This is a genomic window from Staphylococcus sp. IVB6240, assembly GCF_025558425.1.
GTDB lineage: Bacteria > Bacillota > Bacilli > Staphylococcales > Staphylococcaceae > Staphylococcus.
This window is the reverse complement of record NZ_CP094718.1, coordinates 2161785-2177630: the sequence shown is the minus strand read 5'-3', so window position 1 is coordinate 2177630 and position 15846 is coordinate 2161785. Positions and strand designations below refer to the sequence as shown.

At 36.9% G+C, this 15846-nt stretch carries 14 protein-coding genes, 1 pseudogene and 1 other annotated feature (1 of these 16 cut by a window edge); of the genes and pseudogenes, 9 read left to right on the top strand and 6 right to left on the bottom strand.

Annotation, left to right across the window (positions count from 1 at the left end; genetic code table 11):
• Positions 1-73, bottom strand: a binding site (T-box leader) (it extends 242 nt beyond the left edge of the window).
• A 188-nt stretch (positions 74-261) separates the two neighbouring features.
• From MUA88_RS10805 to MUA88_RS10770, 8 genes and pseudogenes are all read left to right on the top strand, one after another.
• Positions 262-1074, top strand: coding sequence for a ParB/RepB/Spo0J family partition protein (locus MUA88_RS10805; RefSeq protein ID WP_262605568.1), 813 nt, complete (start codon positions 262-264; stop codon positions 1072-1074).
• A 24-nt stretch (positions 1075-1098) separates the two neighbouring features.
• Entirely contained in the window at positions 1099-1986 is an 888-nt protein-coding gene (locus tag MUA88_RS10800; protein ID WP_262605567.1) for a mechanosensitive ion channel family protein, read from the top strand.
• Between the two features lie 21 nt (positions 1987-2007).
• Positions 2008-2220 (top strand): DUF951 domain-containing protein, encoded by a 213-nt coding sequence (locus MUA88_RS10795; protein WP_262604149.1) that lies wholly within the window; start codon positions 2008-2010, stop codon positions 2218-2220.
• On the top strand, positions 2220-3317 hold the full coding sequence (gene ychF / locus MUA88_RS10790; protein WP_262604148.1) for a redox-regulated ATPase YchF: 1098 nt from the start codon (positions 2220-2222) through the stop codon (positions 3315-3317). Before MUA88_RS10795 ends, ychF begins: the two co-directional genes overlap by 1 nt.
• 302 nt (positions 3318-3619) lie before the next feature.
• Positions 3620-3916, top strand: a complete 297-nt coding sequence (gene rpsF / locus MUA88_RS10785) for a 30S ribosomal protein S6 (protein ID WP_262604147.1) — start codon at positions 3620-3622, stop codon at positions 3914-3916.
• 25 nt (positions 3917-3941) lie between these two features.
• Positions 3942-4451, top strand: coding sequence for a single-stranded DNA-binding protein (ssb, locus tag MUA88_RS10780; protein WP_262604146.1), 510 nt, complete (start codon positions 3942-3944; stop codon positions 4449-4451).
• Positions 4452-4500: 49 nt separating this feature from the next.
• Positions 4501-4743 (top strand): 30S ribosomal protein S18, encoded by a 243-nt coding sequence (gene rpsR, locus MUA88_RS10775; RefSeq protein ID WP_014614919.1) that lies wholly within the window; start codon positions 4501-4503, stop codon positions 4741-4743.
• A 502-nt stretch (positions 4744-5245) separates the two neighbouring features.
• Positions 5246-6636: pseudogene (locus MUA88_RS10770) on the top strand (MFS transporter).
• Between the two features lie 47 nt (positions 6637-6683).
• Here MUA88_RS10770 and MUA88_RS10765 read toward each other — a convergent pair.
• The 6 genes from MUA88_RS10765 to MUA88_RS10740 form a co-directional block, all read right to left on the bottom strand.
• On the bottom strand, positions 6684-7859 hold the full coding sequence (locus tag MUA88_RS10765) for a M20 family metallopeptidase (RefSeq protein ID WP_262604145.1): 1176 nt from the start codon (positions 7857-7859) through the stop codon (positions 6684-6686).
• 14 nt (positions 7860-7873) lie between these two features.
• The gene (locus MUA88_RS10760) at positions 7874-9265 is read right to left on the bottom strand and encodes an MFS transporter (RefSeq protein WP_262605566.1); all 1392 of its coding nucleotides are present in this window, start codon (positions 9263-9265) and stop codon (positions 7874-7876) included.
• A gap of 184 nt (positions 9266-9449) precedes the next feature.
• A complete protein-coding gene (aryK, locus tag MUA88_RS10755; RefSeq protein WP_262605565.1) occupies positions 9450-11723 on the bottom strand; it encodes a transcriptional regulator AryK in 2274 nt (757 codons plus the stop codon).
• Between the two features lie 143 nt (positions 11724-11866).
• Complete coding sequence (gmpC, locus tag MUA88_RS10750) at positions 11867-12712, bottom strand: dipeptide ABC transporter glycylmethionine-binding lipoprotein (RefSeq protein ID WP_262604142.1); 846 nt, start codon at positions 12710-12712, stop codon at positions 11867-11869.
• Positions 12713-12731: 19 nt separating this feature from the next.
• The gene (locus MUA88_RS10745) at positions 12732-13391 is read right to left on the bottom strand and encodes a methionine ABC transporter permease (protein ID WP_262604141.1); all 660 of its coding nucleotides are present in this window, start codon (positions 13389-13391) and stop codon (positions 12732-12734) included.
• A complete protein-coding gene (locus MUA88_RS10740; protein WP_262605564.1) occupies positions 13372-14409 on the bottom strand; it encodes a methionine ABC transporter ATP-binding protein in 1038 nt (345 codons plus the stop codon). Before MUA88_RS10740 ends, MUA88_RS10745 begins: the two co-directional genes overlap by 20 nt.
• 282 nt (positions 14410-14691) lie before the next feature.
• Here MUA88_RS10740 and bioB point away from each other — a divergent pair, with 282 nt between their 5' ends.
• Entirely contained in the window at positions 14692-15669 is a 978-nt protein-coding gene (bioB, locus tag MUA88_RS10735; protein WP_262605563.1) for a biotin synthase BioB, read from the top strand.
• The last annotated feature ends 177 nt before the right edge of the window (positions 15670-15846 follow it).

Below are 15846 nucleotides of genomic sequence, written 5' to 3'. Positions count from 1 at the left end.
ATATCTTCTCTCAGCAAATGAAGACTCTCTGTAATCGCAGGGGACGTTCTACTTTCCTTTTTACAGTGTTTCGAATATTGTGTGATTTGTTTTGGTAAATCACACTTTACACGACCACAAAAATAATGTCAATACATTTTTCAGAAAATTATGATTAGACGGTCATTTTAGTGTTTTATAATGTGACGGCTATCCCTTGTCTATCTAGGGAGCAACCAGTAAAATAGAGGAGTCAAATTTTTTTGAGAGCAGGTGAATGAAATGTCAGATGTGACATCTGAGTCAGGTAGTGAACAAGTCAAAATGTTATCACTGACAGAAATACGCCCGAATCCATATCAACCACGAAAAAATTTCGACCGCGACAAGTTATTAGAACTCTCTCAATCTATTGTCGAACATGGTGTGTTACAACCTATTGTCGTCACACCATCCATTCAAGGTTATTACATTGTGGCAGGAGAGCGCCGTTATCGAGCAAGTGAACAAGCGGGATTAACACACATTCCAGCAATTGTTAGAGAAATGACAGATCACGAGATGAGAGAACTTGCAATTATTGAGAATTTACAACGTGAGAATTTGAATCCCGTTGAGGAAGCAGAAAGTTATCAACAGCTGATGGAGGCACATCATATGACGCAACACGCAGTGGCCGAACGACTTGGTAAGTCACGTCCGTACATCGCGAATATGTTGCGTTTGTTAAAGCTCCCAACGTCCATTCGACAGTTAATAAGAGAAGGCACATTATCAGGTGGACATGGGCGGACATTATTAGGCTTGAGAGACCCTAAAAAGATGCAACAATATGCAGATTTAGCCGTCCGGGAGTCTTGGAGTGTACGCTATTTAGAACAACGTGTCGCTGAGGCACAACCATCTTCTACAACTAAGACGCCATCAGCTTCAACTAAGAAACCACAACTTATTCGACAACATGAACAGCAACTGAGCGAAAAGTATGGGACATCGGTAGACATTGCGACAAAACGTAACAAAGGGCGAGTGACATTTACATTTCATTCAGAAGCGGATTATCGACGACTGATTCAGTTGTTGAAAAAACAGTAGTAAATTCAAAGAAAGGGAAGGATTATGCAAAAATTTGAGTCGATTATTAAAGGAATGGTTCAACCATTTCTTGAACCTGAAACGTATTCAAACCTTTTAACACAATTAGTCATTGTTGGAATATACGTATTAGCTGCATTTATCGTGATACGTATCTTGAATAAAGTGATTGAACAATTCTTCAAAGTGAATAGTAAAGCAGATAGAACAAGTCGTGCTAAGCGTTCTCATACATTAATTACACTTGTTCAAAACGCAGCAGGATACCTTGTCTGGTTTATTACACTAACAACCATTTTAAGTAAGTTTGGTATCAGTGTAGAAAGTATCTTAGCCGGTGCCGGTGTTGTTGGTTTAGCGATTGGTTTCGGTGCACAAACTTTAGTTAAAGACGTTATTACAGGTTTCTTTATTATTTTTGAGAACCAGTTTGATGTTGGAGATTATGTCAGCATTAAGAACAGTGGTGCACCTATCGCAGAGGGTACAGTAAAGTCGATTGGTTTGCGTTCAACACGTATTTTATCAATTACAGGTGAGCTTTCTACGATCCCAAATGGTACAATGAGTGAAGTGACGAACTACTCTGTAACGAACGGGGTAGCAATTATTAATATCCCAGTATCTATTGATGAAAATCTTGAATTAGTAGAGAAAAAAATGAATCAATTTCTTAAAAAAATCCCAGAGAAGTATGATTTATTTTTAGAGGCACCGGAAGTCTTGGGTGTAGATGCGGTGAACGCATATGAAGTCAGCATTCGTATTGCTGGTGAGACGTTGCCGGGCGAGAACTTTACAGGTGCACGTATTTTACGCCGTGAACTGAAAGACTTTTTCCAAGTAGAAGGCATTAAAGCACCAGCACCTACACTTGTTCAAATGTACCAACAAAATAATGAGCAACCATAATTGAAAGGTGGCGTGACGAACGTGTCTGCAAAATACGGTTTAAATGATATAGTAGAGATGAAGAAACAGCATGCATGTGGCACAAATCGCTTTAAGATTATTCGCATGGGCGCGGACATTCGTATTAAGTGTGAAGCATGTCAAAGAAGTATCATGTTGCCACGTCAAACATTTAATAAAAAATTAAAAAACGTACTTGAATATGCAAGTACGCAGGATAAGGAGAATGAATAATGGCTTTAACAGCGGGTATTGTAGGTTTACCAAACGTAGGGAAGTCTACGCTATTTAACGCAATCACGAAGGCAGGGGCATTAGCAGCGAATTACCCATTCGCCACAATCGATCCAAACGTAGGAATTGTAGAAGTACCGGATAAACGTCTGGATAAATTAGCAGAAATTGTAAATCCAAAGAAAACATTACCAACAACTTTTGAATTTACGGATATTGCAGGTATCGTAAAAGGTGCCTCAAAAGGTGAAGGACTTGGAAATAAATTCTTGTCACATATTCGCGAAGTAGATGCAATTTGCCAAGTGGTACGTGCATTTGATGACGACAACGTAACACATGTTGCAGGTCGTGTGAATCCAATTGAAGACATTGAAGTTATTAATATGGAACTTGTTTTAGCAGACCTTGAGTCAGTTGAAAAACGTTTACCACGTATTGAAAAAATGGCGCGTCAAAAAGATAAAACTGCAATGAATGAAGTGCGTATTTTAAGCAAAATTAAAGAAGCGCTTGAAGATGGTAAACCAGTGCGTAGTCTTGAATTCAACGATGAAGATCAAAAGTACGTCAACCAAGCACATTTATTAACATCTAAATCAATGCTTTACATTGCCAACGTTGGTGAAGATGAAGTCAATGATGCAGAAAATGATAAAGTACAAGCGATTCGTGAGTATGCAGCAAAAGAAGATTCAGAAGTTATCGTGATCAGTGCCAAAATTGAAGAAGAAATTGCGACACTTGATGATGAAGATAAAGAAATGTTCTTAGAAGAATTAGGCATTGAAGAGCCAGGCTTACACCGTCTGATTCGCAAAACATACGACTTACTTGGACTTGCGACATACTTCACAGCAGGTGTGCAAGAAGTACGTGCTTGGACATTTAAAGAAGGCATGACAGCACCACAATGTGCGGGTATTATCCACACTGACTTTGAACGTGGTTTCATTCGTGCAGAAGTAACAAGCTATGATGATTTCGTTAATAATAACGGTGAACAAGGCGCGAAAGAAGCGGGTAAAATGCGTCTTGAAGGTAAAGAATATATCATGCAAGATGGCGATGTCGTGCATTTCCGCTTTAACGTATAATTATTTTATCCATCAAGCACTGCCTTTCGATATGATGAGAGGTAGTGTTTTTTTAGTTGAGTAATTTAACGAGAAGATACGTGTTAAAAAGTATCAACTGAAAAAGGCATATCGGCTATGCGAAACTAAAATTGAAACGTCATTCTAGGATGTACATAGTATATTTCAAAAAATAAGAGGTTGATGATTGTCAAAAGGCAAGGCGTATGATATAATTTTGAAATGTGAGTAATGAAAATTATTCCTTGCTTGTTGCAAAAGCGTAACAAGCCGCATAGACCACAAGGAGGTGCAAATATACAATGAGAAAATATGAAGTAATGTACATCGTTCGTCCTAACATCGAGGAAGATGCACGTAAAGCAGTTGTTGAACGTTTCAACGGAATTTTAGCTTCTGACGGTTCTGAAGTATTAGAAACTAAAGACTGGGGTAAACGTCGCTTAGCTTACGAAATTGAAGATTTCAAAGATGGTTACTACTACATCGTACGTATCCAAACTAAAAACAACACAGCGACTGACGAATTCCAACGTTTAGCAAAAATCAATGACGATATCATTCGTTACATTGTTGTTCGTGAAGACGAAGAAAAGTAATAGAATTTTAATGGGGGCGTGAAGCATGATTAATAGAGTTGTATTAGTAGGTCGATTAACTAAAGATCCTGAATACAGAACGACACCCTCAGGCGTAAGTGTAGCGACTTTTACTCTTGCAGTGAATCGTACGTTTACGAATGCGCAAGGAGAACGTGAAGCGGACTTTATTAACTGCGTTGTTTTCCGTAAACAAGCTGAGAATGTTAATAATTTCTTATTCAAAGGTAGCCTTGCAGGTGTTGATGGTCGCTTACAGTCACGCAGTTACGAAAACCAAGAAGGCCGACGCGTATATGTTACCGAAGTTGTTTGCGATAGTGTTCAATTCCTTGAACCAAAATCAGCAAATCAACGACATGCACAAGGCAGTCCTAACAATGGAAATGACTTCCAAAGTTATGGACAAAGTTTCGGTGGACAACAACAAGGCCAAAATTCGTCATATCAAAACAATCAACCACCACGTAATGACAACCCATTTGCAAATGCGAACGGGCCAATAGACATTAGTGATGATGATTTACCATTCTAAAATTACGAACTGAACAATAAAACATTTAACAAGAAGGGAGGCACACATCATGGCAGGTGGACCAAGAAGAGGTGGTCGTCGTCGTAAAAAAGTTTGCTACTTCACAGCAAATGGTATTACACACATCGACTACAAAGACACTGAATTATTAAAACGTTTCATTTCTGAACGTGGTAAAATTTTGCCTCGTCGTGTGACAGGTACTTCAGCTAAATATCAACGTATGTTGACTACAGCTATCAAACGCGCACGTCATATGGCATTATTACCATTCGTTAAAGACGAAGCTTAAGTTATATAAAACCTTACAGCTCATTAGAGTTGTGAGGTTTTTTCGTTTTTTAGAGAGATATTGAATTGAACCTTTTTAAAACTCTTAACCTTTTATGATGGGATGGCACGCATGCTGTTCCACTTTTTTATTATGTTTAAAATCCTCCCTTATATAATGAATACGTTTTCAGAATAGTATTTGTTCCTATATACTACAAAGATGTGCTAAAGTATTATTCATAAATAAGCTTGCACGATAAATAGAGACAAGGCGGTATGCCCTTATGTGCTATAAGGTTGCATATCTTAATCCTTCTAATATTAGTTGAATAGACTAACGTTATGTGGATGCATAGTGATACATAACAGCTATTTTCATAAATCAATATAAGGAGTGTTTAAGATATATAAGTTGTTGAGACGAGATGACGTCATGGTATCAACTTAAGTATTTCCCTTCGTCTAAATGAACATTAGCAACCGATCCATATATCTTATGGAAAACTTAGGAGGAATTAAGTATGGTTCAAGAAGAAAAGACACAAGTATATCAAGGGGATAATAAGTTAATACTGGGGATTGTCCTCGGTGTCATCACATTCTGGCTTTTTGCACAATCTCTATTGAATGTGGTACCTGATTTGCAGAGGACATATCACAGTGATCTTGGAATGATTAGTATTGCTGTGAGTATTACCGCACTCTTTTCTGGCATGTTTGTAGTAGGAGCGGGGAGTTTAGCGGATAAGGTCGGACGTGTGAAAATCACGTATATTGGTTTATGGTTAAGTGTTATAGGATCACTTATTATTATTGCCAGCAATATACCTGCATTTCTTATTTTAGGTCGTGTGATTCAAGGTTTTTCGGCTGCAGCTATTATGCCATTCACACTAGCAATTATGAAAACATATTACCATGGTAAAGACAGACAGCGTGCATTGAGTTACTGGTCTATTGGTTCATGGGGGGTTCTGGCGTTGCTTCTCTATTTGGTGGTGTCATCGCCACTTCTTTCGGTTGGGGCTTGATTTTTATTATATATATTATTGTCGCACTTACATCGATGATTTTAATAAAAGGAACACCGGAGACAAAAGCAACACACGAATCGGAATATCATTTTGACGTACGCGGGCTGATTTTATTTGTGTTGATGATGTTAAGTATTAATATTGTGATTACACAAAGTGGAACTTTTGGTATACTATCGCCAATTATTTTAAGTTTGATTTTAATGTTTCTTGTAACGACTTTTCTTTTTATCCAAGTCGAAAAACATCAAGATTCACCCTTAATTGACTTCAAACTATTTCAGTCTAAATCATACACAGGTGCAACCCTCTCCAATTTCTTGTTAAATGGTGTGGCAGGGACATTATTAGTTTCGAATACATTTGTACAACAAGGACTTGGTTTTAATGGTACGCAAGCAGGCATGTTGTCTATTACATATCTTGTTACTGTACTTACCATGATTCGAGTGGGAGAGAAAGTGTTACAGCATGTAGGACCTAGAAAACCAATGTTAATTGGTGCCGTTTCTAATATGATGGGTGTTATCCTTATCTCACTCACTTTTTTACCAAGTACAATGTATGTGATTGTCTGTGTTATCGGCTACTTGCTATATGGATTCGGATTAGGCTTTTATGCGACACCATCAACAGATACAGCTATTGCCAATTCGCCTTATGACAAAGCTGGTGCGGCATCTGGTATCTATAAAATGGCTTCTTCATTGGGTGGTGCGTTTGGAATCGCATTATCAGGTGCTGTTTATAGCGCAGTGACGACTGCAACAAATATTCAAGTGGGTGCTATGGCAGGACTTGGATTGAATGTTGTATTGGGATTACTTGCATTTGTCATTATTTTTATTACCATTCCTAAGTCAGAAAAACATGTATAAAAAATGAGAACCCCTATTTCTAATATTTTCAGAAATAGGGGTTTATCTTATGCTAAATATTTTAATACTGTAATGCCAACTGCTTCTGCCGCAACACGTAATGATTTTTCACTAATATCAAATTTTGGATGATGATGTGGATAATGCTCGCTCTCTTCAGGTGCCGCCCCTGCATAAATAAATGTGCTTGGCAGAGCTTTTGCGTAATAAGCAAAGTCTTCTGATGGTGGCTGTGGTTCACAACGCTCAATACCCTGGAGGGCATCTGTATCAGCATCTTCAATAGCTGATACAACGAATTGTGTGAATTCGGGATCGTTATAAAGTGCTGGGTAGTCATCATGGTAGTCTAAGTCACAAGTCACGCCATACATTGCTTCCAGACCATCTGATAGGCGTGTAATCTCTTTTTTGATTGTTTGTTTTGTGGCATCTGTTAAGGCACGTACATCCCCAGCGATTTCAACACTATCTTGGATAATATTGAATTGACCTTTACCATCAAAGGAACCAATCGTCACAACCCCTGTTTCAAATGGATTCAGACGTCTTGAAACCACTGTTTGAAGCGCTGTGACAAAGTAAGATCCTGCTACAATACTATCGTTGGCAGTATGTGGTGATGAACCATGTCCACCTTTACCATGAATTTTCAAGTTAAAGAAATCTCTGCCTGTTTGCACGTTACCTTCACGATAATAAATGTGTCCAACAGGCATGTGACTCATAACGTGAACCCCTAATACATGATCCACACCGTCTAGCACGCCGTCTTTAATCATTGCTTGAGCGCCACCTGGTGGTACTTCTTCTGCTGGTTGATGAATAACAATGACTTTACCATTGAATTGGTCTTTCATTTCAATCAAAGTCTCTGCCAAGATTAGCATATAGGCAGTATGTGCATCATGACCACATGCATGCATCACACCTTCATTTTTAGAGGCAAAAGGTAAACCGGTGTCTTCTTGAATAGGCAGTGCATCAAAATCAGCACGGATGGCAATCGTCTTGCCAGGTTTTCCACTATCAATCGTTACTTTTAAGCCATTTGGTCCGATATTTGTTTCTACCTGACAATCTTTACCTTTGTAAAAATCTGCAATATATTTTGGTGTTTCTTTTTCATGAAATGATAACTCTGGATATTGATGCAAATGACGACGGATATCGACCATGCGAGATTCCTTTTCTTTTAATGTATGAATGAGTGTTTGTAGCATCACGAGTCCTCCTTTTATGCCTCTTTTTTAAATGATGGCACAGTGATTAAGATAATAATGAATGATAAGAGTGCCATCATAACGTTAAGGCCTAAACCAGCCATTGCGCCGACTTGAACACTTGTTGCATTTGCTACTGCACCATATAGGGCACCTGACAATGCGATACCGAAAGCACCACCTAATGATGACGCCATTTTATAGATACCTGATGCAGCTCCGACTTTATCCTCAGGTGAGTTAGAGATAGCCATATCTGTTGATGGTGTTGCGTAAAATCCTAAGCCTAAACCATATAATAAGTAACCAACAATACATACAACAATATAAATGGCACTTGGTAAAAATGTGAGTGAAATTAATATGATACCAATCATATTGATGAAAGTACCAAGTAACATAGGTTTTTTAGCTCCTACTTTTTGTAACACTTTTTCACCAACACGAATCATCACTAATACAGCGATTAAATATGTGATAGAAAGAAGACCTGTTTGAGATTCATTAAATCCTAAACCTTGTTGTACGAATGTATTTGCGACAATAAGTACACCTGCCACACTGTTTAATAGGAAATTTGATAATGTTGCACCAGTGTATGGTTTGGATTGAAAAAGTTTAAAGTCAATTAATGGATTGGTATGGTTTTTTTCAAATTTAATAAATGTCACTGTTGCGATAATAAAGATAGCAATCAATCCTAAAATGAATGGCGACATTAGTCCGAGTGTGCTTGTTTGCGTAATGATAATATTGATACTTAACATCATCAATACGAGAAGTATCAAACCAGGAACATCAAACTTTGATTGTGTATTGCTGATTGATTTTGTTTCAGGTGTTCCTTTAATTAATAACATTGAAGCAATGGCAACAATGATTGAAATGATGAAAATCCAGCGCCAGCCAAAGTTGGTTGCGACAACACCACCAAATAATGATGCAAGTCCAGAACCGCCCCATGAACCGATAGACCAGAAACTCAATGCACGTTGTCGTTCTTCTCCTTCATAATAGGTTTTCACAATTGCCAATGTAGATGGCATAATCGCTGCAGCTGATAAACCTTGAATTATACGACCTAAAATTAATAAAGCAGGTAAGTTGCTTGAGATGATTAGTAGTGATCCGATGATACTGAGCCATAAACCGATATAAGTTGTTTTTACACGTCCAAATCTATCCGCAAAACTTCCTGCACCTACAACGAACATACCGGAAAAGAGAGCGGTAATACTTACGGCCGTACTGATTGTTCCGATATTACTATCGAATGTATTTTGTAGTGTTGGTACAACGTTGAGTAATGATTGCGCGAATAACCAGAATGTAATAACACCCAGTACAATACCGAGTATTAACTTATTATCTCCTTTATAAGGTTGTGTGTGTTGTTGTTGAACCATATAGACTCCTCCTAAGTAATGTATTTTTTATACGTATCTTTTTATTTACACTACTTATTTTAAAGAGGAGGGACTTTTCTCAATATCGTATTTCTGATATTTTACTATCTTATTTATCACTTAAAACACCTCAAAACTTAAAATGACAAAATAGTTATATCTATTTTTGTCTTTCTTTTAATCGTTATGATTCAATATATTTTTTGAATTCAATAATATGAACGGCATTAGTTAATAATTTGATATGGTATGTGAGCCCCTGTAACACTTCTACTTCACTAATTTCTAACTTAGGATAAGAGATACGATTGACATAGGAGATGGTTTCTTCGTCCATCCCATGTCGTGTATTGTACTGTTGCCACACTTTATAAAGTGCGCAATGGTTTTTATCTAATATATGGTGTTTCACTTTATATTTTCCAGGCGCTACATCCTCTATGTTAAGCTGATACTCTTTATGACTATGAATGCTTGAATGGGTATTTAAAATGAAGTATGGATTGTAATGTTCCGCATCCCAAATCACAACTTGAAAATGATGCGGTTCACCTAATACAATACAATGATCATTACGATATAAAATGTGTGTGAATAATTTATTGAAGAACATACTGGCAAAGAAGGCAGGACGCTTACCATCGAATTGATGATATAGATCAATACCGCTAAGTTGTGTCACAGCTCCGGCATGATTGTATTGTTGATGAATTTCATAATTCAACCAGTACCCAACTGTATCAATACGTTGGTTCATCTCAATTAATTGTTCAAAAATAATCCCTGCTCTAAAATATTCACCATTTGTTAAGTTTGTATCACCTGTTAGTGTATTCCAATTCAATAAAGTAAAAGGAAGTAACTTATCATTATTTAATGCCAACCAATCCATTAATTTTGTCAGTTGTAACGTGATATGTTTTTTAGCTTGGTCATATTGATCTTGTTCTATCGATTTAAAATCAATAATGTCGTTTTGATTTGCATAAAAGGCAATCGCATCAATTTGTGTTAATAATGATTTGGCAAGATTTGCTTCTTCAGGATGATTAATATCGACATTTAATACAATTGTTGTATTCACAAAGTAATACTTAAATAACGAAACGATTTTTTGGAAAGTTGATGGATTCAAGCAGTCGAGATAGACGACAAGTTTCAATTGTTTGTTATTTGGGACGATATTGTACATATGTTCCAATAAATACGTGAGTTTTGTAATATATGGTTTCAAATTTACTTGCGATTGTGGTGGATGGATTTCCATACCCAAGCCAATATCATAATTTAATAGGAAACTAAGACATTCATCTATTTTCATATATGGATGTACGTTTGGAATCATTTCATCACTTTCGATATTTTCACTAATAAGTCGATGTGTCTGTATCGGATCTTTGGTCAACACATGTCCTAAACCAAGGACATTTTTAATTTCAATGAGTTGTTTTCTGAACCTTTGGACGAGTAAAGTGTCTAAATTACCAATTTGTATGACATGGTTATAATGTGAGAGTTGTTCGTTTCGTTCATTGAATGTCATATTCAGAACTTTTTGTGCATCAGGCGATTGCATGACTGTTTCCATATTTGAATTGATAAATTGTGATAGATAGTATAAGTACGTTTGATGCGATACTTTTTGTTGTGTTTTAACTGATTGATTGGTCATGTTCTGTTTGTAGCGCTGTCGATATTCAGTCGGTGTTAGTTGCGTGTCTTGTTTGAAGTGTTTCAACAGCATATTAGAACTCGTAAAACCATGTTTATAGGCAATATGAGTAATCGGCTCATCGGTATCAATTAAGTCAGCTTTACAGTGTTCCAAACGGATTTGATTCACGTAATGATTGAAACCCGTGCCCATTTGTTTGCTAAATAACTTTGATAAGTATGCAGGACTTAAGTGAACCATATCAGCAACAGTCGTTAATGTGATAGGCTCTGCATAATGCGTTTCAATATAATGACATACCACTTCTAGACGTTGATCTTGAGACTTTTCTTGGTATGGTTGTGTTTGTTCAGTTGAGAGATAACGTCCTAAAATAAACATCAGATCCATCAGTTTTTGTTCAATATATAATCGATGAAATGCACCATGTCGAATATGAACAATACCAATATCGGCAATGGCATTTACCATCTGTTTATAAATGACTTCTTGCAAGGTTTCTTTCTTTAGAACGAAATATTTGTGAAAAGTGTCAGGAATATAGTGTTTTAAGTAGTGTGCATTTAACTGAATCGCAATGTAAAGTGTCTCTTCATTGACGGAACATCGATAGGTTTCATGGTGGTTGATCAAGAATAACTCTCCAGATTGATAGGACTGTTCTTGATTGTGTTTAAATACTTGCATGGCACCTTTTAGGACTAAGAAAATCTTTAAACCTTCATTTATTTTGAATTGTTCGGTGCTCTGATGATTGAGTTCAATAGTATATAAATTTTTCATAAGCTACCCCTCATCATAATAGTTTGCTGTCTTTTTATTTTATTTTAACAGTTGTGTGGTCAATGCGCTTATATGGAGAGGGGACAGGTATAACATGAAAGAAGCGGTACCATCACGTTTGGAAGGTACCGCTTTTTACGATATTATTTTAAACTGTCTTCAATTTCTTTAATTTCTGATGGTTTTAAGTCGATAACAATTTCACCGTCTTTTGTATCTTCTTTCAAAGCTTCTTTGGCTTCTTTAGAATGGTAAAGTTCAGCGATACGTTGGTATGTTTTGTTATCTTTATCTTTCGTATTTACCGCAATCAAGTTAATGAATGGTTTCGTTGTTTCACCTTTTGAATCTTCAAGGAAAATAGGGTCTTTCTTAGCGTCTAACCCTGCTTTTGTTGCAACACCATTATTTACAACAGAAATATCTACATCTGATAAAGCACGTGCTGTTTGTTGTGCATCTACAGCAGTGAATTCTAAGTTCTTAGGATTGTTTTTGATATCTTTAAGTGAGCTAGAGAGACCGAAGTCATCGTTTAACTCAAGCAAGCCAGCTTTTTCAAGTAACTTTAAAGAACGTGCTTGGTTTGAAACGTCATTTGGGATGGCGACTTTAGCACCATCTTTGACATCTTTAACGTCTTTTACTTTTTCCGAATAAATACCTAAAGGTGCGAGAACAGACGTACGAATTGGTGTGATCTCTGTGCCTTTATTTTCCTTTTTGAATGTGTCAAGGAAAGCAAAGTGTTGGAAAGCGTTCATATCGATATCCCCATCGCTTAGCGCTTTGTTTGGTACGTTATAATCAGAGAATTGTTTGATCTCTAAATCAATATCTTCTTCCTTAGCGAGTTCTTTAACTTTCTCCCATGCTTTAGAATCATTTGATGCGATTCCGATTGTTACTTTTTTGTGGCTGTCTGAATTTTGGCCACATGCAGCTAATACAAAAATAGCTGCGAGTAATACAGTGATTAATTTTTTCATATTTAAAATCCCCCTAAGATTAATTTCTTCTTACTTTTCGAGCGAGTACGTTACCGAGTGACTGAATTAGTTGCACAATGATGACTAAGACAACAACAGTGATCAGAATGACAAGTGTATCAAAGCGTTGATAACCATATACAAGTGCCATATCACCAATACCGCCGCCACCAACAGCACCAGCCATAGCAGTTGCCCCGATCAAGCCGATAATGGCAGTCGTAATAGATAAGATCAGTGAGCCAAGTGCTTCTGGCAATAAGAAGTAGCGAATAATTTGAACAGGTGAGGCACCCATAGCATTTGCTGCTTCAATAATACCGTCATCTACTTCTAAGAGAGAGTTCTCAACGAGTCTTGCGATGTACGGTGCAACGTAAACAGTTAGCGGCACAATCGCAGCTGTTGTCCCAATTGATGTACCTACTAATAACTTTGTAAATGGTACGATGGCAATTAATAAGATGATAAATGGTACAGATCTTAAAATATTGATAATTGTATTTAAGACATGGTGAATCACTGCGTTAGGCCAGATGCCATTTGGACGTGTGACAACGAGTAAAATGCCTAGTGGAATCCCAATCAATGCACCGATGACTAGAGAGACAGTTACCATATAAAGTGTTTGATAAAGTGCTTCAAGTAGTTGTGATGAATCAATGGATGAACCGAGCATCTGATGACACCTCCTCAAATTGAATGTGTTGCGTTGTTAAGTGAGTTTGAATGGCTTGTTGTTGGGTATGGTCTCCAATGACTTGTAACCATAGGTAGCCCACTGTGTCTGTTTGAATTTCTGCCATGAAAGCATGTATGATATTCACTTTTACTTGGAATTGTGCAATTAAATCATGCACAATCGCATGTGAAATTTGATCACTTTCGATGAATAATCGGTACACTTCTGCGTTATCTTCATGCGAAAGTTGTTTAATCACTTGTTCTGATGGTTCCGTATTAATAACTGTAGAAACGAAACGTTTGGCAGTTTCTGTTTTTGGATGACTAAAAACATTTTTTACGGAGTCTAGCTCAATAACACGACCTTGTTCCATTACTGCCACGCGATTACAGATTTTTTGAATAACACTCATTTCATGTGTAATAACAAGAATTGTAACGCCAAAAGTTTCATTCGTTTTCTTCAATAGATCGAGAATGGCATCTGTTGTTGCTGGGTCAAGGGCACTGGTTGCTTCATCACATAACAAAATTTTAGGGTTTGTGACAAGTGCACGAGCAATTGCGACACGCTGTTTTTGTCCCCCAGAGAGTTCGCTAGGATATTGTTGTGCTTTTCCTTCTAATCCTACGAAAGCAATCATTTCATCAACGCGCTTTTTAATTTCTGATGAACTCATGTTGCTGAGGATAAGTGGCATTGCAACATTTTTAAAAACTGTTTTTGAGTTGAGGAGATTAAAATGTTGGAAAATCATACCGATATCTTTTTTGACTTTGCGCAAGTCTGTTTGCGAATATGTATTTAAGTGATGATTATCCACATAGACATCACCGGATGTTTGTTTTTCGAGCTGATTCACGAGTCTTACTAATGTACTTTTACCGGCACCGCTATAGCCAATGACGCCAAAAATGTCGCCTTTGTCAATGGTGAAGCTAACATCATTTAACGCATGTACAGTTGTGTTCTTTTTACTGAATGTTTTGCTGACATTCTGAAACGTAATCATATGTGCCTCCTTAATTCCGACTTAATTGGTAATGATTGTTATTGTAGGTCACTTTTCACGTTACGTCAACACAATATTGATTATTTTCTGAAAATAAATGCTAAAATTTTGTAGAACTAATAAACAATGAGGTAAAAGTACTGGAATGTGTTCATTTTACTTTGTTAAAAATTAGATTTATATATGATTGAGTTAGTAATCTATCTCAATCATAAATTGTAAACTTATTTTATAAAAAGGTTACAATTATGCTATAATGCCTCTAGATGGGGAGGGATTGATGTGACAATTGCATCTCAAATACTTAAAGGAAATGAACTAACACGTCAAAAAGCTTTAGAATTATTTACAGATGAATCCTATGACACAATGTCATTGGTTTATGAAGCGTACCAACTTAGAAAGCATTATTATGGCCATAAAATAAAACTGAATATGATATTAAATGCCAAAAGTGGTATTTGTCCGGAAGACTGCGGTTACTGCGGGCAGTCTAGAGAAATGAAAGAAAAGCAACGCTATGCATTGATTTCAGAAAATCAAATTACGGAAGGGGCAAAGGTGGCAGCAGAGCATGAGATTGGTACATATTGTATTGTCATGAGTGGTCGAGGACCGAGTGATAAAGAAATTGACCATATTACAGCATCTGTTGAACAGATTAAAGCGGCACATCCCCAATTAAAAGTTTGTGCTTGTTTGGGATTAACAAACGATGATCAAGCAGCTAGATTAAAAGCAGCGGGTGTTGATCGATACAATCATAATTTGAATACAAGTGAAAGGTACCATGATGAAGTTGTTACCACACATACGTACCAAGATCGAGTTGATACGATAGAAACAATGAAAGCCCATCACATATCACCATGTTCAGGCGTGATATGTGGCATGGGTGAAACGGATGAAGATCTTGTGAATATGGCATTTGCATTGAAAGACATTGATGCAGACAGTATTCCTGTAAACTTCTTACATCCAATTAAAGGGACAAAATTTGGAGAGATGGCAGAATTAACACCTATGCGTTGTCTACGTATTTTGGCATTATTTCGCCTGGTTAATCCATCAAAGGAAATACGTATTGCAGGTGGTCGTGAAGTGAATTTACGTTCATTACAAGCAACAGCATTAATGGTCGCAAACTCTATTTTTGTAGGTGATTATCTCATTACAGGTGGTCAACCGAATCAATTGGACTATGACATGATTAAAGATCTCGGTTATGAAATTGATTATGGGGAAACAATGACTGTATGATTATCAAAATAAATAAGACCTGTGGCGCTCATTTGAGCACACAGGTCTTATTTACTACCAGTCTTACAATCTCGAGATGTCAGTGCTCAAGAAGCAGAATTTTCGACAGAATTTCGCGATTCGATAAAATCAAAAAGCGATTTTCCTCATTACTCTAGTTCTGCTCAAATTCTAAGC